The following is a 23268-nucleotide window of genomic DNA, read 5'->3' as shown; positions in this document are numbered from 1 at the left end:
GAATCACTAACTAACGAGCGGCAAATTAGGTCCATAACCCTGCCACAATTGTGGCAATTGCGGCTGGCCTCAGGCTTGCGCGCCCGCTTTTCGCCGCCCTGTCGCCGCCCGGCCACGGCGAGGGCCGCTTTGTGAACGCTGTGTCAATCGCCGGGAGAATTGCCGTTTTCGCGCGCGCGGATTATCCCGGACGGCAACTTCAACCGAAACGAGGGGAACGCGATGCTCGTCAACGGCAAATGGACGGAAGACTGGCAGCCCGTCCAGGCGAAGGATGCCAAGGGCGGCTTCGTGCGGCAGGTTTCGAGCTTCCGCAACTGGGTGACGCCCGACGGCAGCGCCGGCCCGACGGGCGACGGCGGCTTTGCGGCCGAGACCGGGCGCTACCAGCTCTATGTCGCGCTGATCTGCCCCTGGGCCTCGCGCACGCTGATCGCCCGCAAGCTGAAGAAGCTCGACGGCGTGATCTCCGTCTCTGTCGTCGAGCCGGCGCTGACCGACCAGGGCTGGCGCTTTGGCGACTATCCGGGCGCAAACCGCGACGCGCTCAACGGCGCAACCTACATGCACGAACTCTACACCCGCGCCGACCCCACCTTCACCGGCCGGGCCACCGTGCCGGTGCTCTGGGACAAGGCTTCGAAAACGATCGTCAACAACGAATCCGCCGACATCATACGCATGCTGAACAGCGGCTTCGGCGCGCTGGCGGACGCGAGCGTCGACCTCTACCCGCAGACCCTGCGCGGCGAGATCGACGCGCTCAACGAACGCATCTATCCCGCGCTCAACAACGGCGTCTACCGCGCCGGCTTCGCCACCACGCAGGTCGCCTACGAGGAAGCCTTCCACGGCGTCTTTGCGATGCTGGACGAACTGGAGGCGCGCCTTGCCGCCGGCGGGCCGTTCCTCACCGGCAAGGCCTTCACGGAGGCCGACATCCGCCTCTTCGTCACCCTCGTCCGCTTCGATGCCGCCTATCACGGCCTCTTCAAGTGCAACCGCCGGCAGCTTGCCGACTATGCGGCGCTCTCGGCCTATGCGAAGCGCGTGCTAGACCTGCCGGGCGTGCGCGAGACGGTCAGCATCGACCATATCAAGCACGGCTACCATTCGATCAAGTCGCTGAACCCGAACGGCATCGTGCCGCTCGGACCGGATCTTTCGGCGCTGGGACTTTGAGCGCCTATGCCGCATCCTGCTGTTTGATCGTCAGCGTGTATCCCATGGCGGAAAGAACCTTGAAAACGGTGGCGAATTCGGGATTTCCACTGTTGCCGAGCGCACGATAGATGCTCTTCGGATTGAGGTTCGCAGCCGCGGCGATTTCCGCCATGCCGCGTGCGCGCGCGACTGTTCCGATCGCATGGCGGATTTCCGCCATATCGCCCTCTTCGAGAACCGCCGCGATATAGGCCGCCTGGCGCTCCGGCGTATCCAGATGCGCCGCCGCGTCGAAGGTGGGCAGGTCAGCGATCTTCTTCTTGGCCATCTCATTCACTCCATTGCGCGGCGATCTCGATCGCCCGCTTGATATCGCGGCGTTGCGTCGATTTATCGCCGCCGCAAAGCAACAGGATCAGGACCGGACCGCGTTGAGCGAAATAGACGCGATAGCCCGGCCCATAATCGATCTTCAGTTCCGACACGCCCCGCCCGACATCCTTCACCTGGCCGGGATTGCCTTGCTGCAGGCGCTCCACCCGGCGGACAATCCGGGCATGGGCGTTTGCGTCTCGCAGAGCGCCAAGCCACTTCGTAAATGCAGGCGCTTCCTTGATGATCATGGGCAGCAAAGTAGCCTATAGGCGACCAGAAGGCAATCGAGCTTCCAGCCTCCCTTCCGGATACGGCTTCAAGCTTCCCGCGCCTCCACCATCGCCATCAGCGTCTCCAGCCGGTCGGCGTCGGCGGGCAGCTTGTCCTGGCGCAGGCGGGCGATGCGGGGGAAGCGCATGGCGACGCCGGATTTGTGGCGGGTGGAGCGGTTGATGCCCTCGAAGGCGACCTCCAGCACGAAGCCGTAGCCGGGCTCGGCCCTGACGGCGCGCACGGGGCCGAAACGGTCGGTCGTGTTGTTGCGCACGTAGCGGTCCAGCACTTCGAGCTCGGCATCGGTGAAGCCGAAATAGGCCTTTCCGACGGGCACCAGCAGGGGGCCGTCCGGGCCATCGGTCCACACGCCGAAGGTGAAGTCGGAATAGTAGCTCGAGCGTTTGCCGTGGCCGCGCTGGGCATACATCATGACGGCGTCGATGTTGAAGGGATCGCGCTTCCACTTGAACCACGGGCCCTTCATGCGGCCGGCCTGGTAGGGGCTGTCGAGCCGCTTGAGCATCACCCCCTCGATGACCGGATCGGGCGGATCGCGGCGGATCGTCTCCAGCTCGGCCCATGAGCCGAAGGGCACCAGCGGCGACAGGTCGAAACGGTCGTGCGGCGCCTTCTCGATCATTTCGCCGAGGCGGGCGCGGCGGTCGGAAAAGCTTTCGGGGCGCACATCCGCCTCGCCCTCGAAGAGCACGTCATAGGCGCGCACGAAGGCGGGATAGTCCTCCAGCATGCGCGCGGTGACGGTCTTGCGGTTGAGGCGCTGCTGGAGATCGGAGAAGGTGCGCGTCGGGCTGTTCATGCGCGCCGTGCCGCCGACGAGCAGCTCGCCGTCCACCACGCCCTCGAAATTGATCGCCTCCAGCACATCCGGGAAGGCGGCGGAGATGTCGTCGCCGGAGCGGGAATAGAGGCGGCGTGTGCTGCCCGCCGCGGAGAGTTGCACGCGAATGCCGTCCCATTTCCATTCGGCGGCGAAATCGGCCGGGTCGAGCGCGTCGAGATCCCCCTCGCCCACCGGATTGGCGAGCATGACGGAATGGAAGATGGCGGGGGTGGCGAGCACCGGGCGGTCCGCCCGGCCCTCCAGCCAGGCGAAGAGCGGCTCGTAGGGCGGCGACAGCCCGTGCCACAGCGTCTCGATCTCCACGACATCCCTGCCGGAGAAATCGGCGAGCGCCTGCTTGGCGAGGCGGGCGGAGACGCCGATGCGCAGGCCGCCGGTCGCAAGCTTGAGGAAGGCGAAGCGGGCGGAGGGATCGAGCCGGTCGAGCAGATCGCGCACCGCGCCGCGCACCTCCGTGCGGCCGAGCGCGTTCATGCGGGAAACGACGGCGCCGAGCCGGGGCTGCGCTTCATCCGGCACGCGCTCCTTGCGCTCCTCGTCCCAGACGAGCGCGATGGTTTCCGCAAGGTCGCCGACATAATCGTAGGAATAGCGGAACAGCACCTCGTCCATGCGCTCCAGCACGAGTTCGCGCAAGAGCGCCGGCTTGACGCTCTTCAAGTCCAGCGTGCCGGCAATGGCGGCAAGGCCGTAGCCGCGGTCGGGATCGGGCGTGTCGCGGAAATAATCGGCCAGCAGCGTCAGCTTGCCGTTGCGCGAAGGGGTGAGGACGAGGCGGTCGAGGAGCGTGGCGAAGGCTCTCATGGGGAGTGCCTTCCGGCTGCGTGCGATGGGTTTGTGGTCGGGGCGTGCATTGTGGCACCCCCCTCTGCCCTGCCGGGCATCTCCCCCTCAAGGGGGGAGATTGGATGGAGCAACGTTTCGCCCATCGCCGGCGCTGCTGATCGAGCAAGGCTCCTGCTTCTTGCCGATCTCCCCCCCTGTGGGGGAGATGCCCGGCAGGGCAGAGGGGGGTGTTGCGGCCCCGAAGACGGAACCGGCGAAGGACAAGCGGGCTGCATCCTCAATCCCCCTCATCCTCATAGCCGACGAGATGCAGCGGCCTGGCCGGGATGCCGGCGAGTTCGCACCAGCGCACCAGCGCCTCCTCGCGGCCATGCGTCACCCAGACCTCGCGCGGCGCGAGTTCGCGGATCGTCCCGGTCAGTTCCGGCCAGTCGCAATGGTCGGAGATGACGAGCGGCAGCTCGACGCCGCCCTGCTTGGCACGCTGGCGCACCATCATCCAGCCGGAGGCGAATGCGACGAGCGGCTCGTTGAAGCGGCGCGCCCAGCGGTCGGCGAAGGCCGAGGGCGGGCCGACGACGACGGCACCGCGGAAATCGGCGGGGCTGCTTCTCTCCGTCGTGGCGGGGCGCAGGTCGCCGAGCGCAATGCCGCGGCTGACATAGTAGTCGCAGAGACGGGCGAGCGAACCGTGGATGTAGATCGGCGCGTCATAGCCGCAATCGCGCAGGAGGCGGATGACGCGCTGCGCCTTGCCGAGCGAATAGGCGCCGAGAAGATGGCTGCGCTCGGGGAACTGGCGGAGCGAGGTCAGCAGCTTGCCCATCTCGCCCTTCGGCTCGGGATGATGGAAGACCGGCAGGCCGAAGGTCGCCTCGGTGATGAAGACGTCGCAGGGCACCGGCTCGTAGGGCGTTGCGGTCGGGTCCGCGCTGCGCTTGTAATCGCCGGAGGCGACGATGGTGAGGCCCGCGCGCTCCACCGCGATCTGCGCCGAACCGAGCACATGGCCGGCAGGATGGAAGGAGACGGTGACGCCGGAAAGATCGATGCGCTCGCCGAAGGCGGCCGCCTGCATGGCGCCGCAGAAATCCGCGCCGTAGCGGATACCCATGATGTCGAGCGTCTCGCGCGTCGCCAGCACCGCGCCGTGCCCGGCCCTGGCATGGTCGGAATGGCCGTGGGTGATCAGCGCCCTTGCCACGGGGCGGACGGGATCGATGTAGAAATCGCCGGCAGGGCAATAAAGGCCGGCGGGCGCCGGATGGAGGAGCTGGTCTGGCTTCATGCGGGGGAAGATAGAGGGTTTTGTGCGCGGTGCCAGTGGCAGCCGTCGGCGGCGTGCCGTGCGGGTGGATCCTCGGGTCGAGCCCGAGGATGACGCAAGAAGGGGAGTGAAGGCGAACCGACGCGACGACTCCCCTGCCGCACCGGTCAATGCGCTTGGAAGCCCCTCCTCCCCACCGTCATCCTCGGGCTCGACCCGAGGATCCACCCGCACGGCACGCTTCAAACGGGGGCTGCCGCGCCGGGCGTCCGCTCAGGCGATCGCCAGCATTCCGGCGCGCAGCGCGGCCATGTCGACGGCGGCAAGCTGGCGGTCGATCTTCTCGTGCGTCTCCTTCCAGACCGGGAAGGCCTGCGTCAGCAGGCGGCGCCCCTCGCCCGTCAGGCGCAGGAGCCGGCCGCGCCGGTCGCGCGGGTCGGCCTCGACGGCGACGAGGCCGCGGCGCTCCAGCGGCTTCAGCGCGGCCGTCAGCGTCGTGCGGTCCATGGCGAGCACGGCGGCGACCGGGCCCATCGGCGGCGGCTCCGGGCGGTTCAGCGCCATCAGCAGCGAGAACTGGCCGTTGGTGAGCCCGCAGGGGCGCAGGGCATCGTCGAAACGCCGGGCCAGCGCCCGCGCCGCGCGCTGCGCATGCAGGCACAGGCAGGTATCGCGCACGAAGAGGGTCGTCTCGTAGGAAATCAAGGGTTCGTCGATCATGCCCTTACTGTTGATATCAACATAGCGTTGTCAAGAGCGGAGGGACCCGAACCACAGGGATTGTTAGAGATTGGGAATGCAGAGGATCGCCTGGAGGGCGCGGGCGTCGATGGGGCGGGAGAGGTAGTAGCCCTGGATCTCGTCGCAGCCGGCCTCGCGCAGGAAGTCGACCTGCTCGCGCGTCTCCACGCCCTCGGCGATCACCCGCAACTGCAGCGTATGGGCCAGCGAGATGACGGCGCGGGCGATGGCCGCGTCGTCGCCGTCGTCCGGCAGGTCCTGCACGAAGGACCGGTCGATCTTGAGGCGGCCGACGGGGAAACGCTTCAGCGAGGCAAGGCTGGAATAGCCGGTGCCGAAATCGTCGATGGCAAGGTGCACGCCGAGCTTTTCCAGCCGGTGCATGGTCTCCACCGCCTGCTGCACGTCCTGCATGATCAGGCTTTCGGTCAATTCCAGTTCCAGATAGCGCGCCTCCAGCCCGCTTTCGGCAAGGGCGGCGGCGACGCGCTCGACCCAGTCCTTCTCCTGAAACTGGCGGGCCGAGACATTGACGCTGACGACGATGGGCGGCAGGCCGCTCTCCTGCCAGGCCTTGTTCTGCCGGCAGGCGGCGCGCAGCGTCCAGTCGCCGATCGGGCCGATCAGGCCGGTCTCCTCGGCAAGCGGGATGAAATCGCCCGGGCCGATCAGCCCGCGCCCGGGATGGCGCCAGCGGATCAGCGCCTCGACAGCGAAGATGCGCCCGGTCGCAAGGTCCATCTGCGGCTGGTACTGCAGGAAAAGCTCGCCGTGGGCGAGCGCGCGGCGCAGCTCCTCCTGGCGCTCCAGCTTCTCATGTGCGCGGTTGGCCAGCTCGGCGGTGAAGACCTGCATGGCATCGCGGCCGATCTCCTTGGCCCGGTACATGGCGGCGTCCGCACGGGCCAGCAGCTCGGTCGCGTTGCGGCCGTGCTCGGGATAGGCGGCGACGCCCATGCTGCAGGTGACCTGGAAGGAGCGGCCCTCGATGAGCACCGGCTCGGCGATCGCCTCGCGCACCGCGCGCAGCCGGTCCTCCACGCTCTCGCCCTTGCGCATCGCGCCGTTGATGAGCACGACGAACTCGTCGCCGCCGAGGCGCACGATGCTGTCGCTCGCCCGCACGCAGCGCAGCATCCGCGCCGCGACGATCTTCAGCAGCTCGTCGCCGGCATGGTGGCCGAGGCTGTCGTTGACCAGCTTGAAATGATCGAGATCGAGGAAGGCGAGCGTCATGCCGCCGCCGCACTCGTCGGCCGCCTCGATGGCGGAGGCCACGCGCTCGTCGAGCATGCTGCGGTTCGGCAGGCCCGTCAGCGTGTCGTGATGGGCCATGAACTGGATGCTGTCCTCCGCCTCCTTGCGCTCGATGGCGATGCCGGCAATGTGCGTCGCCATGCCGACGAGCTTCAGGCATTCGGCCGTCGGCTCGCCGGGGCTGCGCGAATAGAGCGCGAAGGAGCCGAGCACCTTGCCCTGGTAGGACTGGATCGGCGAGGACCAGCAGGCGCGGAAGCCGTAGGGCGCGACGAGCGCCTTGGCGTCCTCCCAGAGCGGATCGGTCTGGATGTCGGAGACGATGACGGGCTCGCCGCGCCACATCGCGGTGCCGCAGGAACCGACCTTCGGGCCGATCTCGATCCCCTCGATCAACTGGCTGTAGGCGGGGTCGAGATTGGGCGCGGCACCGTTGAGGATATGCTTGCCATCGGCCGCGAGCATCAGGATCGAGCCGGTGACTTCCGGCACATGCGCCTCGATCAGCAGGATGAGGGAGGAGAAGACGTCGACCAGCGGTGCGCCGAGCGCGATCATCTTCAACAGATGCGCCTGGCCGACATGCAGGCTCTCGGAGCGCTTGCGCTCGGTGATGTCGCGCGAGACGCCGACGAGGCCGATCACGTCGCCCTCGGGACTGCGCACCGGCAGCTTCGAGGTGAGCAGCCATTTGAGCCTGCCCGCGGAATCGCGGATCAGCTCCTCCATGTCGAGCATGGGACGGCCGGTGCGGATGATCTCCTGCTCGGTCTCGAAGAAGCCGCGGGCGACATGTTCGGGGTGGATGTCGAAATCGGAGAGGCCCTCCAGGCTTTCCAGCCCCTCGCGGCGGTTGTCGTCGACGATCGCCCGGTTGGCGACGACGAAGCGGCTGTTCCTGTCCTTGAAGAAGAGGTAGTCCGGCACCTCGTCGATCATCGCTTCGAGCCAGATCGTGCGCTCGCCCTGCGCGGAGGCGAGCGGAAAGAGCCGCGTCGCCTCGCAGATCAGGCGCTGGCCGGCGGACATCAATCGTGCCGTTGCATCGACCTCTTCGTTGTCAAGGTGAGACAGTTTCGTCGACATGAACCCCTGCAATTCCCAAGCGCAAGGAAGGGCGCTGTCAGCCGCCTCCCTTTCGGAATGCCCGATGGTACACCTAGAGTCGTTATCCAACCCTAAAGGAAACCGGCGAAATGCTGTCGATCCGGGCCTTACCGCCTCTCTGCGGCAACCTTGGCGCGCAGCATCCGGCTGTTCCGTTCCGGCACAAAACCATCTGGCACGCTTCCTGCTCCCTGACGGGCAAGGAGCTTTCATGGTTAGCAGACGGTTATTTCTCTCGGGCCTCGGCCTTGGCGCGGCGGGCATCGTTCCCCCGGCACTCGCCCGCACGCAGCGGCTGCCGGTCGTCGACGTCGATCTCCGCGGCAGCATCGACGCCTCGGCGCACGGCATCCGCCCCGGCGCGGACGACCGCAAGAGCAAGGCCTTCGCCAAGCTGTTGAAGGAAGCGGCGGCGAAGAACATGCCCGTCTTCCTGCCGCCGGGCGACTATGCCGTCTCCAACATCACGCTGCCCGACAATACGCGCCTCACCGGCGTGCCGGGCGCCACCCGCATCGTCTATGGCGGCGACGGCCACCTCTTCGCCGCCGACGGCGCGGGCCGGATCGAGCTTGCCAACCTCGTCATCGACGGGGCGAACCGCTGGCTCGGCGATACGGTCGACGGCCTCGTGCATTTCAGCAATGTCGCCAATGTGATGATCGAGAACTGCGAGATCCAGGGCTCCTCCAAGACGGCGGTCAGCCTGCAGCGCTGCGGCGGGCGCATCGAGCGCAGCCGGCTTTCGGGCGCTGCGGAATACGCGCTCTATGCCGTGGAGAGCCGCGACCTGTCGGTCACCGGCAACCACGTCTTCGACTGCGGCAATGGCGGCATCCTGATCCACCGCTGGGAGAAGGGCCACGACGGCACGATCGTCTCGGGCAACCGCATCGCCCGCATTTCCGCCACCAGCGGCGGCACCGGCCAATACGGCAACGGCATCAACGTCTTCCGCGCCGACGCGGTGATGATCGGCAACAACCATGTTTCCGGCTGCGCCTTTTCCGCCATCCGCGCCAATGCCGGCTCGAACGTGCAGATATCCGGCAATACCTGCCTCGACAGCGGCGAGGCTGCGATCTATTCCGAATTCGGCTTCGAGGGCGCGCTCGTCAACGGCAACCTCGTCGACGGCGCCGCCAGCGGCATCCTCATCGTCAATTTCGACGAGGGCGGGCGGCTTGCGACCGTCACCGGCAACGTGGTGCGCAACCTCCGGCTCGAAGGCCCCTATATCCACGACGGCGCGGGCTTCGGCATCGGCATCGCGGTGGAGGCCGATACGGTCGTCTCGGGCAATACCGTGGAGAACGCCCCGAAATGGGGGCTGATGCTCGGCTGGGGACCCTATATGCGCGGCCTCGTCGTCAACGGCAACCTGGTGCGCCGCAGCCCGGTCGGCTGCGCCGCGACCGTCGTGGAGGAGGCAGGCTCGGCCCTCATCTCCGGCAACATCTTCGAGGACACCCCGAACGGCGCGATTGCCGGCTACCGCTGGAACGAGCGCACCACCGGGGATCTCTCAAGGGATGGCTCGACCTTCGCGCACCTGACGATCGAACGGAACCGGACGGGCTGAGCCCGTCCCGAAACGCGTCTCTTCTTCCTGCCCGAACGGAGAGGCGCCATGGTGGATGAGGGGGCAGCGCCGCATCGCCCCCTCATCCGCTGATCCCGGGTCTCAGCCGCCGTGGCCGCCATGGCCGGCAGCAGCGCCGTTGCCCTGCCCGGCGCCGGGCCTGGCGGCCCCGATCGTGAAATCCACGTCGATCGCGCCGGCCTTCTCGAAGGTCAGCGTCGCCTTGAATTTCTCCCCTTCCTTGAAGGGGTGCTTGATGCGCATGAACATGACGTGCAGCCCGCCGGACTTCAGCTCGACCGTGGCGCCGGCCGGGATCTCGATGCCGTCCGGCAGCTGGCGCATCTTCATCACGTCGTTCTCGACGGCCATTTCGTGCAGCTGCACGTCGTCGGACACGTCCGGCGCGGTGATGGAGACGAGGCGGTCGGCCTCGGTGCCCTTGTTGGTGATGGTCATGAAGCCGCCGCCGACCGGCTGGCCGGGCAGCGTCGCCCGGGAGGCCGGGTGGTCGATCTCCAGGTTGCCGAGGGTGAAGTCGTGGGCCAAGGCGGCCGAGGCCGAGAGCGCCAGGGCGACGAAGGAGGCGAGAATGCGTTTCATGGAAAAAATCCTTTCTGGCTTTGCGTTCAGGAAAAGAGGCGCCGCAGCGGCGGCACGAGGCGGATGACGAACTGGTCGAGGAGAATCATGGCGAGGATGGTGAGGCCCGTCAGCGGGAAGAGCACGCCGAAGACGGCGGCGATCGCCCACAGGCCGACATAGATGCGCCCCCCGCGCGGGCCGGGCGGCACGCCGATGCGGTCCCTCGGCCGGCGCTTCCACCACATGACGACGGCCGACAGGCTCATCGCGATGACGACGAGGCAGGTCGCAAGCATCAGGAGCTGGTTGAAGAGGCCCCATTCCTGCCCCTTGTGCACGTTGATGCCCCATTCGATCAGCTTGCCCGTCGCCGGATAGTCGGCATAGGCGGTGTCGACAAGGCGCTCGCCGGTATACTGGTCGATATGCAGCGTGCGCTCGTATTGCAGGTCGGCGGGATAGATCGCCGCCGTGTAGACGCCGGTCTCGCCTGCGGGCGGCGAAAGGTCGTAGCCGGGCAGCATGCCGGCGGCATCGGCGATCGTCACGGCATTGTCGAGGCCGATGGGCGGCAGCGCCACCTGCCCCTCGCCCGGCGGCGTCGAGGCCGGCACCGGCGCGTTCTCCATCAGCCAGGCGGTCTTCGGCAGGACATCGCTGGTGACCAGCATGGAATGCGGCACCCGGTCCCACAGCTCGGCCGGATAGCCCATGCCGTTCGCCGTGAGATAGCCGTTGACCTTGCTGCCCCAGAAGCCGGTCCACAACAGGCCGCTGAAGGCGAGGAACAGGATGAGCACGCTGGCGAAGATGCCGGTGACGGCATGAAGATCGCGCCAGAAGACGCGCCTTGCCGGCGTGCCCCGCACGCTGACGACGCCGCCCGTCTGGCTGCGCGGCCACCAGAGATAGATGCCGGTGAGCACGAGCACGACGGCAAAGCCGGCGACGACCTCTATGATGCGCTCCCAGGCGGTGCCGAAATAATCGAGGCTGTGCAGGTCCTCCACGACCTGGTTGAACTCCTCCTTTGCGCCGACCGTGTCCAGGACGGCGCCGTCATAGGGATCGACGAAGACCAGCACCTTGCCGGCCCCGGTGGAGACCGTCACGCGGGCGGAGCGGTCCGCGCCGGCCGGCGTGCGGTAGGAGGAGAGCGTTCCGCCCGGCACGGCGGCGACGGCCTTCTCCACGATGGCCGAGGGCGGCAGTTCCGCGCCGCCGACCGTGACATAGTTGCGGTAGCGGAAGAGGCTGGCGTCGATCTCGTCGTTGAAGAGATAGAGCCCGCCGGTGACGGCAAGGCTGATCATGAAGGGCACGGCGAGCAGGCCGGCGAAGAAGTGCCATCGCCAGATGGCGCGGTAGAGGCGCTGCGCGAGCGCGGAGGGCTGGGCGGCGGCAACGGCCGGCGCATCGGAAATCACGGACATGCAAGGGTCCTGTCAGGCTGGATTTTCGGCACACGGCGGCGAACCGGCGTGCGGGCGCAACAGTCAGGCGGACAGGAAGGGAGGCGCGCGGGGCGGCGCGCCGGGACGCTCGCGCCGCGGGCGCAACGCCTCCTCGACGAGGGGGAGCGCGGCAAGGCGGCGGAAGGCGAGCACGGCGCCGTCGAGATCGGCCGGCGCCGGCATCAGCATGGCGCTGCCGATGCGGCAGGCCTCGCACTTCACCGGCCCCACATGCTTAGCCTTGCCGCCCACCATGTCGTTGAGGCAGATATCCGGCAGGGTGCCGTCGGGAAGCACGTATTGCGTGAGTTCCAGCGCCGTCGGCGCGGTGGCCGAGGCCGGCTGGTGGGCGAAACCGACGGACAGCAGGGCGACCGCGCAGAGAATGCGCAGGCAGGCGGCCCAACGTGTCATGCGTCCTGTCATCGGTCGTCCTCATCCGCGATCGGCGGACCCTTCGCCCTTAGCCCCATGCCGGCGGCAGGTCAATGCGACAAGCAGGCCCGGGGCCATCACGACAATTCATGGATCGATCAGGCCGGCGCCCTACCGCTTTGCCGACCCGCCGCCTATGGTGCCGCCAAGGCCCCGGCAGTCTCGCCCTCTTCTAGCCGAGGGATTGCCGCGGCTCTTTGTTCTGACGCAAGCCCGCGCCCGGCCGGGCACTCCAGGGAGGATCCATGCTCACCATCTACGGCGTCTACCGCTCGCGCGCCTCGCGCAACTACTGGCTTGCCGGCGAACTCGGCCTGCCTTTCGCCAGCGTGCCGGTCATCCAGGCCCGCCGCCTCGACGATCCGCTGGCGGCCGATGCGCCGCTCAACACCCGCTCGCCGGATTTCCTTGCCGTCAACCCGACCGGCCTGATCCCCTGCATCGACGACGGCGGCTTCGTGATGACGGAATCGCTGGCGATCAACCTCTACCTCGCGCGCAAGCATGGTGGTCCGCTTGCCGGCCGGACGATGACGGAAGAGGCGGAGATGCTGCAATGGACGATGTGGGCGGCGACGGAGGTGGAGCCGCATGCGGTGAAGATCATCCTGGCGCTCGACACCAGGGTCGCCGAGAGCGAACAGGGCCGCCTCGCCATCCGGGGCGCCGCCAAGGCGCTGAAGACGAGCTTCCAGCGGCTCGACGCCCATCTTGCCGCCACCGGCCATGTCGTCGGCGACCGCTTCACCGTCGCCGACCTCAACCTCGCGGAGGTCTTCCGCTATGCCATGAGCGAGCCGCAACTCTTCGACGCGGCGCCGAACGTCAAGGCCTGGCTTGCGGCCTGCCAGGCGCGCCCGGCCTTCAAGGCGATGATGGCGGCACGGCTTTGCGAGCCGGAATGACCGCGCCGGCAAAGCCGTCCTCGTCCTCGGCCAGCGCCGCGCGCAGCCAGCGCTTGAACAGCGAGACCTTGCGCGGCTCCGGCACGCCCGGGGCCGTCACGAAGTAATAGCCCATGCCGGTCTCGACCCGGATGGGGAACGGCGCGACGAGCCGCCCCTCCTTCAGCGCCCAGGAGGCGAGCACCGGATAGGCGAGCAGCACCCCCTGCCCCGCCAGCGCCGCGTCGAGGCAGAGCGAGGCGTCGGAAAAGACATGCCGTGCCTTGGGCGGCGGCACGGCGAAACCGGCGAGCGCCAGCCAGCGCTCCCAGGTGAAGGCGTCGTTGCCGTCGACCACGGCCGGCTGCTCGGACAGGTCCCGCGGCGTCCTTATCCCCGCCGCCAGCGCCGGCGCGCAGACCGGGAAGACGACCTGCGGCACCAGGAATTCCGTCGCCACATCCGGCCAGGTGCCGGGGCCGACGCGGATGCAGAGGTCGACATCGGAACGCGCCAGATCGACCAGCGTCGTCGTCGCCTCGATGCGCAGGCTGATATCGGGATGGGCGGCGGCGAAGCGGTCGATGCGGTGGATGAGCCAGCGCGAGGCGAAGATCGGCGCGACGGAAATCGTCAGGATCGCATCGTCGCGGCGCTGCGTGGCGGCGACCGCCTCGGAAAGCTGGCCGAAGCCGGCCGAAAGCCGCGCCAGGAACGGGGCGCCGAAGGCCGTCCGCTGCAGGCCCCGCGCGGTACGCTCGAAGATCGCCCGGCCGAGCTGCCCCTCCGCCTTGATGACCTGCTGGCTCACCGCGCCGACCGTCACGCCGAGCTCCTGCGCCGCCGCCTGCAGCGAGCCGAGCCGGCCCACCGCCTCCAGCGCGCGCAGGCCGTTGAGATGCACGCGATTGAGATTTCTCATATAGCTTTTCTATACCGATATCCTGAACTACTCGATTGCCGAAACGGCCCCGTGGCGTGATTATCAGCCATAACCTATGGTAACGAACCGCAAGGAGAAGGCAATGTTCAAGATTTTCTCCAGGGTGTCCGAGGCGCTGCGCGCCGAGGCCGACGCTGCGGAGACCCCCGTCTGGCTGCGCGATCCGCTGGCCCATCCCGAGATCGAGACGATGGATTCGCGCGCACTCGGCGACCTGCCCTTCGGGCTCTTCCGCACCCCGGCGCTCCGGGCCGAGAGCGGCCGCCGGCCGCTCTGATCCTCACCCCTCGCCGTCCTTCCCGGTCCGGTCTATCCTGGCCGGGGAGGATGGCGCGCATGGCTAACGACGAAACCGAAACGCTCCTGGCGCGGCTCCAGCGCCTTGCCGCGGGCCTGCCGGGCGTCGAGACCGGCACATCCTACGGCACGCCCGCGCTCAAGGTGGCGGGCAAGCTCTTTCTGCGCATCAAGGATGCCGGGACGCTGGTGCTGATGGCGCCGATGGACGAGAAGGAGCGCCTGATCGAGATGGCGCCCGAGATCTACCACGAGACGGACCATTACAAGGGCTGGCCCGCCCTCCTCCTGCGCGCCGCCGTGATCGACGATGCGGAACTGCAGCAGCGGATGGCCGAGGCCTGGCGCCGCAAGGCGCCTGCGCGGCTGCGCAAGCGGGTTGCGGATGGTCCCACGGAGTAAGCGCAAGGGTGCGTGGTCGCATCGATTGACGAAAAGACCCCTCCTCCCGCTGCCGCGACCGTCTCCCCGCAGGTGAGGAAAAGGGATTACCGCACCGCTTTCCCGAAACGGTGCCCATTGCCCAGACATTTCCGCCCGTTCCTTCTCCCCGCCTGCGGGGAGACGGTGCCGGCAGGCGGATGAGGGGCAGGCACGCCAGCCTGCGTGCAGCCCCTCGCCCGCCGTCAGCCGCCCGACTGGTCCATGTGCATGAACTCCCAGACATTGCCGTTCGGATCCTGGAAGGAGCAGCCGTACATCGGGCCGAACTCCATGTTCGGCTTCCATTCGCGCCCGCCGGCGGCGAGCGCCTTCGCCTTGATGTCGTCGACCTCCTGGCGGCTCGCGGCGGAGAGGCAGGTCAGCACCTGCGTGGCGGATTCCGGATCGCCGACCTTGCCCGTGACGAACTGGGCGAACTTCGCCTCCGTCAGGTGCATGACGAAGATGTTGTCGTCCACCACCATGCAGGCGGCGGTCTCGTCGCTGTAGGCCTCGTTGAAGGCAAAGCCGAGCGCGCCGAAGAAGCGGCGGGTCGCGGGCAAGTCCTTGACGGGCAGGTTGACGAAGATCATGCGCATGGAAGTCCTCCTTGATCTGGCATGGTGCGGGCGCCGCCGGCGGCGGATCGCCCGTCATGCCACAGGACGGATCACCTCGCCCCTTCCCGACACGGGCCTGCGAAATTATGCAGCCGCCGCGCAGCCCGGCACATCCTCCAGCCGGTGCCAGACCGGAAGGCCGCGTTCGCGGGCGATGCGCACGTCATTGTCCGCTCCCCTTGACTCCCCCGGCAGGCGCAGCACGCCCTCGCAGAGCTCCAGCAGGCGGTGCGCCGTCGGGTAGAAGATCTCCTCGTGCAGCGCGTCGCCCACCGTTCCGCCCCCGGCGGCGCGCCAGACGGGCAGCGCCACCCACTCGCCGATCATCGGCACATGGCCGGCCTTGAACAGCGCATAGGACGGCGCCTCCAGCCGCTTCAGGTTCTCCGCCATCTTCACGGGATCGTCTCCGGTGCCCGAACGATAGGGGCCGGCAATCAGGATCAGCATGTCTTACTCCTTACGATTGATGCATGAAATATCCGGAATTTTCTGGATATTTCACGAATATTCGTGTAATTTCATGCAGAGTCAAGACGGAGTGCAAATGCATGCTGACCAGCCAGAGAAAAGCCCTGATCGCCCGGCGCCTCGGCCGCGACGGCGAGATCGTCGCAAAGGCGCTGGCAGCGGAGCTCGATCTGTCGGAGGACACGATCCGGCGGGACCTGCGGGAAATGGCGGCCGACGGCCTGCTCAAGCGCGTGCATGGCGGCGCGCTGCCGCTCTCCCCGCCGCTGCCGGATTTTTCGGCGCGCCAGGCGGTCGCGACGGACGAGAAGACCGCGCTCGGCGCCCGGGCGGCGGCGATGGTCGAGCCCGGCCAGGTGGTGTTCCTCGATGGCGGCACGACGACGGCGGCGCTTGCGCGCCTGCTGCCACGCACCTTCGCCTTCACGGTGGTGACGCACAGCCCGACCATCGCCTGCGAGCTCGAACGCCACCCGACCGCCGAGGTCGTGCTGGTCGGCGGCAGGCTCTACAAACATTCCATGGTGTCGACGGGCGCCCTCGCGCTGGAGACCATACGCGGCCTGAAGGCGGATCTCTATTTCATGGGCGTGACGGCCGCACATCCGACGCACGGCCTGACCACCGGCGACATGGAGGAAGCCGCCACCAAGCGCACCATCGCCGAAAACGCCGCCGCGACCTGGGTCCCGCTGACGCGGGAAAAGCTCGGCAGCGCCTCGCCCTGGAAGATCCTGCCGCTCGCCGCCGCCACCGGCCTCCTCCTGCCGCCCGGCCTCCCGCCGGACACGCTCGCGCCCTACCGGGAGCTGGACGTGGAGATCGTCGAGGGTTGATCAGGCCGCGTCACGCGGAACGATGCGGTCGAGATCCCGGCCGATCTCGCGGCGCTTCTGCATCAGGTCGAACTCGGCCTGAAGACGCAGGAAATAGCCTTCCGACAGGCCGAAATAGCGTGTCAGCCGAAGATCCGTATCCGCAGTGACCTGGCGCTTGCCGAGCACGATCTCGTTGATGCGGCGCGGCGGCACGTGCACTGCCCGGGCGAGCGCATTCTGGCTGATCTCCATCGGCTGCAGGAACTCCTCCAGAAGGATATCGCCGGGATGCGGGTTGGGCAGCAGGTTACCGTCAGTCATGGTAGTCGAGGATGCGGACATGGATGGCATCTCCTTCCGACCAGCCGAAGCAGATGCGCCACTGGTCATTGATCCGGATCGAATAAAGCCCGGCCAGGTTTCCCTTCAAGAGCTCCAGCCGGTTTCCCGGCGGCACGCGCAGGTCCGTCAGGCTGCGTGCGGCATACAGCATGCGCAGCTTGCGCAACGCGATGGCCTGCATGTCCGCCGGAAGCCGCCGGCTTCGACGGCCGGACCAGATTCGCTCGGTCTCGCGGTCGGCGAAGCTCTTGATCATGCGCCATCATAACGCATGACGTCATAGGGCGTCAATTTCAGGCCGCGAAGGCATCCGTGACGCGGACGTCGCCGACATGGATGCCGTTCCAGTTGGACATGGAGCGGTTAGCCTCGGCCATCAGGGCGGCGTGGAGGTCGGGTTCGTCGGCGAAGAAGCGGGCGAGCGTGGCGGCGACCATGCTTTCGGCGGCGCGGGTCGTGCCGTCCTCGCATTTGAGGGCGATGGCGATGCCCTTTTCGGGGATGGCGGCACAGAAGACGCCCTCGGCGCCGGTCTTGGCGAAGATGCGGCCGGGGGCCGTCTGCATCAGACGCGTGCAGGCGCGCCTGGTGCCGGCGACGTAGAAGGGCTCGGCCATGCAGGCATCGATCAGGCGGCGGGCGGCCTTCGCGCGCCCGGGCGCAAGGCCGGTGCCGGTCGCCATCCTGGCGAAGCCGTGCGCGAGGCTCTTCAGCGGCACGGCATAGGTGGGGATCGAGCAGCCGTCGACGCCGCAATTGTCGGTGGCGAGCGCGGCGCCCGTCAGGCTTTCCATGACGCCGCGGATCTCCGCCTGGACGGGGTGCTCGTAGCGCACGTAGCCCTTGAGGTCCTTGCCGGTGTGGCAGGCGGCGCAGACGAAGCCGGCATGCTTGCCCGAGCAGTTGTTGTGCAGCGCCGTCGGCCGCTCGAGGCCGCGCGCCTGGCTGACAAGCACCGGCTGCTCGAAGGACCAGTGGGCGCCGCATTCCAGCACGCCCTCGTCGACGCCGGCGGCGGCCAGCATGGCGCCGGCAAGGCTTGCATGTTCCGGCTCGCCGCTGTGCGAGGAACAGGCGAGCGCCAGCTCCCTGTTGCCGAAGCCATAGGCATCCGCCGCGCCGCTTTCGACGAGCGGCAGGCCCTGCATGGCCTTGCAGGCCGAACGCGGGAAGATCCCGGCCTCGATATCCCCTTGCGAAAACACCACCTTGCCATCGCCGTCGACCGCGACGACCATGCCGCGATGGCGGCTTTCGACGAGATTGCCGCGGGTGACCTCGACAAGGACGGGGTTTGCCATGTTCATGCCCTCAAATTTCCGGTTTCGGATGCGGTATTATCCGAAAACCAGGGCCCGCACACGCGATTTCGGAGGCGCCGCGCATGAAACTGTTGAGGAACGTCCTTGTCCTCTTCCTCGTCATCTACCTCATGCCGGCGCTCGCCTCGGCGGGCTACTGGTACATCAAGGAGCGGCCGCAGAGCTGGCGGGAGGCGAACTGGAAATCCGCCGGCATCCTGCCGAAGGCGGAAGACACGCCGCAGGCGACGATCCACGTCTTCTCCGCCGCCACCGGCGGCCTGAAGGGCGCGGTCTCGAGCCATGCCTGGATCGTCACCAAGGCGGCGAACGGGAGCTACAACCGCTACGACAAGGTCGGCTGGGGCACGCCGGTGCGCAAAAACGGCTATGCGCCGGATGCCTTCTGGTATTCCAACACGCCGCGCGTGGTGGTCAGCGTCAGCGGCGAGGAGGCGGCGCGGCTGATCCCCAGGATCGAGGCGGCGATCGCCGCCTACCCCTATTCCAAGCCGGGCGGCTACCGCATGTGGCCGGGGCCGAATTCCAACACCTTCGTCGCCCATGTGCTGCGCTCCGTGCCGGAACTCGGCGTGGTGCTGCCGCCGGATGCGGTGGGGCGCGACTACCTGCCGGAAGGCAGGATCTTCGCGGTCGATCCCGACGGCAGGGACGTGCATGCGACGCTCTACGGCCTCCTCGGCATCTCCGCCGGGCTGCGCTCCGGGATCGAGCTGCACATCATGGGCCTCGTCGCCGGCGTGGACCTCTATCGGCCGGCGATCAAGATCCCGGCGATCGGGCGCATCGGCATCTAGCGGCCTTTTCCGGCGGACGCATACCCTTCCTCCGTCATGCTCGGGCTTGACCCGAGGGTGACGGAGGAAGGGTAACAGCGCCTTGGCGCAAAGCCCTCCTACAGATATTCCATCTCGAACCCTGCAATGCGGGCGGGGTCGGCGATCGATTCGATCGCGACGATGTGATCGCCCTCCACCTCCATGCGCACGACGATCCTGAGCTCGCCGCCGAGGATGACGGCAAGGCCCGGCCGGCCGTCGATGAGGGCGAGCCGTGCGGCGGTCGCCTTGCCCTTGAAGTTCGTGGCGACGGCATCGGCGCCGTGGATCTCGGCGAGCGAGCCGAGCCGCACCGCATCGGCATCCGCATGGAAGACGACGTCGGGATCGAGCACGGCGAGCAGGCCGGAAAAATCGCCGTCGCGCGAGGCCGCGAGGAAGGCCGCGACGACATTCCTGCGGCGCTCGTAATCCGCGGACGGCGTGTCCGGCAGGCCCTGCACGCGGCGGCGGGCGCGGCTGGCGAGCTGGCGGGCGGCCGCGGGCGAGCGGTCGACGATGCGGCCGATCTCCTCGAAGGGCACGTCGAACATGTCGTGCAGCACGAAGGCGAGCCGCTCGGCCGGCGTCAGGCGCTCCAGCACGACGAGCAGCGCAAGGCCGACCGAATCGGCAAGCGCCGCCTGCTCGTCCGCCGCCGCGCCCGCATAGGCATGCCGGTCCTCGCCGCCCTCGCCGTCGATCGGGTCCTCGCGGCGCCGTGCGCGGGCGCGCAGCATGTCGAGGCAGATGCGGCCGACGACGGTCGTCAGCCAGCCGCCGAGATTGCCGATATCGCCGCCGCCTGTCCGCTCCAGCCGGAGCCAGGCCTCCTGCACCGCGTCCTCGGCCTCGCTCTGCGAGCCGAGCATGCGCAGGGCAACGGCGCGCAGGCGCCCGCGTTCGGCCTCGAAACGGTCGGCCCAGAAATTTTTCTTCTCCATCGGTCACACTCCTTCGTCCAGCGGCGTCATGGCCATGACGAACGAAGCCGCACCGGTGTGACAGGGTTCGCGACCGTCGACGCTGAAAACAATGCAAGGAGTGATGAAATGCAATCCCGTATGACCAATATCGCCGCCGTCCTTCCCGATGCCGCAGCCGCCATGCGCGCCCTCCAGGGCGCCGCGCAGAAGACGGCGCTGCCGGAAAAGACCATCCATCTCGTGCATCTGCGCGCCAGCCAGATCAACGGCTGCGGCTTCTGCGTCGACCTGCATCCGCGCCTCATGAAGAAGGCCGGCGAGAGCGACCGGCGCATCCTCTCCGTCGCCGCCTGGCGCGAGGCGCCGTTCTATACCGACGCGGAGCGGGCCGCGCTGGCGCTGACCGAGGCGCTGACGCGCATCGCCGACCGCGAGGAGGCGGTGCCGGATGCGATCTGGAACGAGGCCGCCCGCCACTACGACGAAAAGACGCTCGCCGCCCTCGTCGTCGAGATCGCCGCGATCAATGTGTGGAACCGGTTCAATGTCGCGACCCGGCAGGTGGCGGGAGAATGGAACCCGTAACGGCGCGGCCGGGGTTTTCCCTGCTCTCCTTGCAGCAAGGGCACGCGTATGGAGCGGCACCCCCCTCTGCCCTGCCGGGCATCTCCCCCACAAGGGGGGAGATCGGCAAGAGGCGAAGACCTTGCTCAATCAGCCACGTCGTAATTTGGCGAAACGGTCCTCCATCCAATCTCCCCCCTTGTGGGGGAGATGCCCGGCAGGGCAGAGGGGGGTGTCGCTCCATTAGCCTACCCTTGCAGAAGAGATGCAGCCCGCAGGACCTGGATGGCAAATCCGGTCCCCTGCCCCGCATTTTCACCGAAAAGTCACGGCTTGAACTCCGTTTTGCGCCGTGTCACGTCTGTTTCCACCGCATTTCGCATAGCAAGGCCCGTTCCCATGTCCGAGAGCGCCATATCGTCCAAGGAAGCCGCGCCGCGGCTTTCCAGCCTGTTTTCCCGCGCCTATCTGTTCGGCACGCTGATGCTCGGCGGCGGCATCATGCTGCATGCGGTGGAGACCTATATCACCGCCACGCTGATGCCCTCGATCGTGCGCGACATCGGCGGCCTTGCGCTCTTCGCCTGGGCGACGACGATCTATGTCGCGGCCTCCGTGCTCGGCTCCACCTTCGTCGCCGTCCGGCCGGAGAAGGTGACGCTCAACCATTGCTACAGGGCCGGCGCGCTGCTCTTCGGCATCGGCAGCCTCGTCTGCGCCATCGCGCCCACCATGGAGACGGTGCTCGCCGGCCGGGCGATCCAGGGGCTCGGCGCCGGGTTCCTGGTGGCGCTCGGCTACGCCTTCATCCGCCATGTCTATCCCGAGCCGCTATGGAGCACGGCCTCGACGCTCTATGCCGCCGCCTGGGGCATCGCCACCTTCCTCGGCCCGACGATCGGCGGCATCTTCGCGGCCGGCAGCGCCTGGCGCGAGGCCTTCGCCCTGCTCGTTCCGCTGTCGGTGCTGATGGCCGTTTCCGCGCCGAAGCTGCTGCCGCCGGGCGACGGCGAGCGCGTGACGACGAAGACGCCCTTCCCGCAGATCGTGCTGCTCGTCGCCGCCGTGGTTGTCCTGTCCTTCGCCAGTTCCGTCGAGGCGCCGGCGCTGCGCGGCGCCTTCGCGGCCGCCGCCGTGCTCGCGGTCCTCGCGGCGATCACGATCGAGCGGCGGGCGGAAGGCCGGCTGCTGCCGGCCGGCACGATCAGCCTCTTCTCGCCGCTCGCCCGCGTCTACCTCATCATGCTGATGCTGCTGGTGACGGTCTGCTCGGACATCTACATCCCCTATTTCCTGCAGGTGCTGCACGGCGTGAGCCCGCTCGTCTCCGGCTATCTCGTGGCGCTGCTGGCGCTCGGCTGGACGGCCGCGGCCTTCGCCAGCGCCGGCCTCACGGGACGGCGCGCCAACCGGGTGATCGTCGCCGGCGCGCTGATGGAGGCGCTGGCGACCGCCCTCCTCGCCGTCACGCTCGCCCGGCACAACCCGGCGAGCAGCCTCGTGCTGCTCGCCGTCGCCACCGTCTTCATCTTCCTGATGGGCTTCGGCATCGGCATGGGCTGGGCGCATCTCGTCACCCATGTGCTGCAGCTCGCGCCGGCCGGCGAGACGGACAAGGCCTCGGCGGCGATCACCACCATGCAGGCGCTCGGCGCGGCCTTCGGGGCGGCGCTCGCCGGCATCATCGCCAATTCGACGGGCCTGGCGAGCCCCGGCGGCGTCGACGGGGCGCTGACGGCGGCACGCTGGCTCTATGCGCTGCTCGCCCTGCCGGCGGCGCTGGCGATCCTCCTCGCCATCCGCCTTCCCGCAGGAAAGGGCGCTGCCGCGGGTTGAGGATTTGTTAACAGAAACCGACAGTCTTCATTGCGACCCCGCCGCCTTCTGCCACAAAGGGTGACGATCGACCGGCGCGATTCCCGGCGATCCTGTCTTGGAAAGGAAAGCGGCGGGTGAGACGCAACGACGGGCACAGGTGGCCGGGCGGACGCGGCATGGCACATGCCGATGCGATCCTGCCGCTTGCATGCCTCCGGGAACGGGCGACGACGGACCTCGTCCTTTCCGGGCTCGAGGCCTCCGGTGTCGCCTGCGCGCTGTTCTCGCCGGATGACGAGCTGTCCTACGGCTCCGCCGCCTTCCGCGCGCTTTTCGACGTGCAGCCGGGCGCGCGTACCTTCGCCGACATCATGCGCCGCTGCCATGAGAAAAGCGTCGGGCCGAAGATGAGCGGGCCGATCGACGCCTTCCTCGACATGGCCAGCGCCAAGCGGCGCAGCACCCCGCAGCGCACCTTCGAGATCGACATCCGCGACGACCGCTGGTTCCTGGTGAACGAGACGCTGCTTGCCGGCGGCTGGCTGTGGAGCGTCTTCACCGACATCACCATGCTCAAGTCCAACGAGCACATGCTGCAGCTTGCCTGCGATGCGGCCCAGCTCGCCGCCGATACGGACCCGCTCACCGGCCTGTTCAACCGCCGCGCGGCGATGGCGCGGCTGGATGCGGAAATGCGGATCGCCTTCCGCGACTGCACGCAGCTCTCGCTGGCGCTGATCGATCTCGATCACTTCAAGACGATCAACGACCGCTTCGGCCATGCCAGGGGCGACGAGGTGCTCCGGCACTTCGCCGCCGCCGGGCGGCGGCAGTTGCGCGGTGGGGACACCTTCGCCCGGGTCGGCGGAGAGGAATTCCTGATGCTGATGCCGGGCGCCGGCCTTCGGGAGGCGACGCGCGCCGTGGAGCGGCTGCGCCGCCATGTGGCGCAAGAGAAAAACCGCATCGGCCTCGGCTGCGCCTACACCATGTCCGCGGGCGTCGCGGAATATTGCGGCAATGCGGCGGAAGACCTCTTCGAGCGGGCCGACCGGGCGCTCTATCGCGCCAAGCATCTCGGCCGCGACCGGATCGAGCAGGCGGACTGAGCCCCGAGCGCGTCGGCTCGGC

At 68.0% G+C, this 23268-nt stretch carries 26 protein-coding genes and 1 pseudogene; 10 read left to right on the top strand and 17 right to left on the bottom strand.

The window, feature by feature from the left end:
• Window positions 1–222 precede the first annotated feature (222 nt).
• A complete protein-coding gene (locus AABF56_RS02595) occupies window positions 223–1182 on the top strand; it encodes a glutathione S-transferase family protein (RefSeq protein WP_272804818.1) in 960 nt (319 codons plus the stop codon).
• Between the two features lie 4 nt (window positions 1183–1186).
• Here AABF56_RS02595 and AABF56_RS02590 read toward each other — a convergent pair whose 3' ends face one another.
• From AABF56_RS02590 to AABF56_RS02565, 7 genes and pseudogenes are all read right to left on the bottom strand, one after another.
• Window positions 1187–1492: an addiction module antidote protein gene (locus AABF56_RS02590; protein WP_272804817.1), complete on the bottom strand. Its 306-nt coding sequence runs from the start codon at window positions 1490–1492 to the stop codon at window positions 1187–1189.
• Between the two features lies 1 nt (window position 1493).
• Window positions 1494–1787 carry a type II toxin-antitoxin system RelE/ParE family toxin gene (locus AABF56_RS02585; RefSeq protein WP_272804816.1) on the bottom strand — a complete coding sequence of 98 codons (294 nt, stop codon included), beginning with the start codon at window positions 1785–1787 and terminating at the stop codon, window positions 1494–1496.
• A gap of 68 nt (window positions 1788–1855) precedes the next feature.
• Window positions 1856–3481 carry a cisplatin damage response ATP-dependent DNA ligase gene (locus AABF56_RS02580; RefSeq protein ID WP_272804815.1) on the bottom strand — a complete coding sequence of 542 codons (1626 nt, stop codon included), beginning with the start codon at window positions 3479–3481 and terminating at the stop codon, window positions 1856–1858.
• Window positions 3482–3537: 56 nt separating this feature from the next.
• Window positions 3538–3709, bottom strand: a pseudogene (locus AABF56_RS37740) (bifunctional diaminohydroxyphosphoribosylaminopyrimidine deaminase/5-amino-6-(5-phosphoribosylamino)uracil reductase RibD); the annotation flags it as partial.
• Between the two features lie 31 nt (window positions 3710–3740).
• The gene (locus tag AABF56_RS02575) at window positions 3741–4751 is read right to left on the bottom strand and encodes a ligase-associated DNA damage response exonuclease (protein ID WP_272804814.1); all 1011 of its coding nucleotides are present in this window, start codon (window positions 4749–4751) and stop codon (window positions 3741–3743) included.
• Between the two features lie 252 nt (window positions 4752–5003).
• Complete coding sequence (locus AABF56_RS02570) at window positions 5004–5450, bottom strand: MarR family winged helix-turn-helix transcriptional regulator (RefSeq protein WP_272804813.1); 447 nt, start codon at window positions 5448–5450, stop codon at window positions 5004–5006.
• Between the two features lie 63 nt (window positions 5451–5513).
• Complete coding sequence (locus tag AABF56_RS02565; RefSeq protein WP_272804812.1) at window positions 5514–7814, bottom strand: putative bifunctional diguanylate cyclase/phosphodiesterase; 2301 nt, start codon at window positions 7812–7814, stop codon at window positions 5514–5516.
• A 232-nt stretch (window positions 7815–8046) separates the two neighbouring features.
• On the opposite strand from AABF56_RS02565, the gene AABF56_RS02560 reads away from it, so the two are divergent.
• Complete coding sequence (locus AABF56_RS02560; protein ID WP_272804811.1) at window positions 8047–9417, top strand: TIGR03808 family TAT-translocated repetitive protein; 1371 nt, start codon at window positions 8047–8049, stop codon at window positions 9415–9417.
• Between the two features lie 102 nt (window positions 9418–9519).
• Here the strand turns inward: AABF56_RS02560 and AABF56_RS02555 are convergent, their stop codons facing one another.
• The 3 genes from AABF56_RS02555 to AABF56_RS02545 all read right to left on the bottom strand — a co-directional run bounded on the left by AABF56_RS02555 (window position 9520) and on the right by AABF56_RS02545 (window position 11870).
• On the bottom strand, window positions 9520–10020 hold the full coding sequence (locus tag AABF56_RS02555) for a copper chaperone PCu(A)C (RefSeq protein WP_272804810.1): 501 nt from the start codon (window positions 10018–10020) through the stop codon (window positions 9520–9522).
• Window positions 10021–10046: 26 nt separating this feature from the next.
• Window positions 10047–11426: a PepSY-associated TM helix domain-containing protein gene (locus AABF56_RS02550; RefSeq protein WP_443021145.1), complete on the bottom strand. Its 1380-nt coding sequence runs from the start codon at window positions 11424–11426 to the stop codon at window positions 10047–10049.
• A 72-nt stretch (window positions 11427–11498) separates the two neighbouring features.
• On the bottom strand, window positions 11499–11870 hold the full coding sequence (locus tag AABF56_RS02545; protein WP_272804808.1) for a hypothetical protein: 372 nt from the start codon (window positions 11868–11870) through the stop codon (window positions 11499–11501).
• A gap of 266 nt (window positions 11871–12136) precedes the next feature.
• Here AABF56_RS02545 and AABF56_RS02540 point away from each other — a divergent pair, with 266 nt between their 5' ends.
• Entirely contained in the window at window positions 12137–12796 is a 660-nt protein-coding gene (locus AABF56_RS02540; RefSeq protein ID WP_272804807.1) for a glutathione S-transferase family protein, read from the top strand.
• Here the strand turns inward: AABF56_RS02540 and AABF56_RS02535 are convergent.
• Window positions 12756–13697: a LysR substrate-binding domain-containing protein gene (locus AABF56_RS02535; protein ID WP_272804806.1), complete on the bottom strand. Its 942-nt coding sequence runs from the start codon at window positions 13695–13697 to the stop codon at window positions 12756–12758. The two genes, AABF56_RS02540 and AABF56_RS02535, sit on opposite strands and share 41 nt — an antisense overlap.
• Before the next feature lie 103 nt (window positions 13698–13800).
• On the opposite strand from AABF56_RS02535, the gene AABF56_RS02530 reads away from it, so the two are divergent.
• Window positions 13801–13995: a hypothetical protein gene (locus AABF56_RS02530; protein WP_272804805.1), complete on the top strand. Its 195-nt coding sequence runs from the start codon at window positions 13801–13803 to the stop codon at window positions 13993–13995.
• A gap of 59 nt (window positions 13996–14054) precedes the next feature.
• Window positions 14055–14417 (top strand): MmcQ/YjbR family DNA-binding protein, encoded by a 363-nt coding sequence (locus AABF56_RS02525; RefSeq protein ID WP_336314370.1) that lies wholly within the window; start codon window positions 14055–14057, stop codon window positions 14415–14417.
• Between the two features lie 224 nt (window positions 14418–14641).
• On the opposite strand, the gene AABF56_RS02520 is transcribed toward AABF56_RS02525, so the two are convergent.
• On the bottom strand, window positions 14642–15037 hold the full coding sequence (locus AABF56_RS02520; RefSeq protein WP_245082327.1) for a VOC family protein: 396 nt from the start codon (window positions 15035–15037) through the stop codon (window positions 14642–14644).
• Between the two features lie 105 nt (window positions 15038–15142).
• A complete protein-coding gene (locus tag AABF56_RS02515; protein WP_245082328.1) occupies window positions 15143–15508 on the bottom strand; it encodes a DUF4406 domain-containing protein in 366 nt (121 codons plus the stop codon).
• Between the two features lie 101 nt (window positions 15509–15609).
• Between AABF56_RS02515 and AABF56_RS02510 the strand changes: the two genes are divergently transcribed.
• The gene (locus AABF56_RS02510; protein WP_272804803.1) at window positions 15610–16365 is read left to right on the top strand and encodes a DeoR/GlpR family DNA-binding transcription regulator; all 756 of its coding nucleotides are present in this window, start codon (window positions 15610–15612) and stop codon (window positions 16363–16365) included.
• On the opposite strand, the gene AABF56_RS02505 is transcribed toward AABF56_RS02510, so the two are convergent.
• Genes AABF56_RS02505 through AABF56_RS02495 form a run of 3 tightly spaced genes read right to left on the bottom strand, consistent with a single transcriptional unit; the run spans window position 16366 to window position 17990 of the window.
• A complete protein-coding gene (locus tag AABF56_RS02505) occupies window positions 16366–16689 on the bottom strand; it encodes a HigA family addiction module antitoxin (RefSeq protein ID WP_245082331.1) in 324 nt (107 codons plus the stop codon).
• The gene (locus AABF56_RS02500; RefSeq protein WP_272804802.1) at window positions 16661–16945 is read right to left on the bottom strand and encodes a type II toxin-antitoxin system RelE/ParE family toxin; all 285 of its coding nucleotides are present in this window, start codon (window positions 16943–16945) and stop codon (window positions 16661–16663) included. Before AABF56_RS02500 ends, AABF56_RS02505 begins: the two co-directional genes overlap by 29 nt.
• A 37-nt stretch (window positions 16946–16982) precedes the next feature.
• Window positions 16983–17990, bottom strand: coding sequence for an asparaginase (locus tag AABF56_RS02495; RefSeq protein ID WP_245082333.1), 1008 nt, complete (start codon window positions 17988–17990; stop codon window positions 16983–16985).
• Window positions 17991–18073: 83 nt separating this feature from the next.
• Here AABF56_RS02495 and AABF56_RS02490 point away from each other — a divergent pair, with 83 nt between their 5' ends.
• Window positions 18074–18808, top strand: a complete 735-nt coding sequence (locus AABF56_RS02490) for a DUF3750 domain-containing protein (protein ID WP_272804801.1) — start codon at window positions 18074–18076, stop codon at window positions 18806–18808.
• Window positions 18809–18906: 98 nt separating this feature from the next.
• Here the strand turns inward: AABF56_RS02490 and AABF56_RS02485 are convergent, their stop codons facing one another.
• Entirely contained in the window at window positions 18907–19773 is an 867-nt protein-coding gene (locus tag AABF56_RS02485; protein ID WP_272804800.1) for a sigma-70 family RNA polymerase sigma factor, read from the bottom strand.
• Between the two features lie 108 nt (window positions 19774–19881).
• On the opposite strand from AABF56_RS02485, the gene AABF56_RS02480 reads away from it, so the two are divergent.
• The 3 genes from AABF56_RS02480 (at window position 19882) to AABF56_RS02470 (ending at window position 23246) form a co-directional block, all read left to right on the top strand.
• Window positions 19882–20340 (top strand): carboxymuconolactone decarboxylase family protein, encoded by a 459-nt coding sequence (locus AABF56_RS02480; RefSeq protein ID WP_245082340.1) that lies wholly within the window; start codon window positions 19882–19884, stop codon window positions 20338–20340.
• Window positions 20341–20718: 378 nt separating this feature from the next.
• Complete coding sequence (locus AABF56_RS02475) at window positions 20719–22155, top strand: MFS transporter (protein WP_245082343.1); 1437 nt, start codon at window positions 20719–20721, stop codon at window positions 22153–22155.
• Window positions 22156–22313: 158 nt separating this feature from the next.
• Window positions 22314–23246: a sensor domain-containing diguanylate cyclase gene (locus AABF56_RS02470; RefSeq protein ID WP_272804799.1), complete on the top strand. Its 933-nt coding sequence runs from the start codon at window positions 22314–22316 to the stop codon at window positions 23244–23246.
• The last annotated feature ends 22 nt before the right edge of the window (window positions 23247–23268 follow it).

The sequence above is a fragment of the Shinella sp. WSC3-e genome, assembly GCF_945994535.1.
Classification (GTDB): Bacteria; Pseudomonadota; Alphaproteobacteria; order Rhizobiales; family Rhizobiaceae; genus Shinella; species Shinella yambaruensis.
The sequence above is the reverse complement of the archived record's forward strand: the minus strand, read 5'-3'. Positions and strand labels throughout refer to the sequence as shown.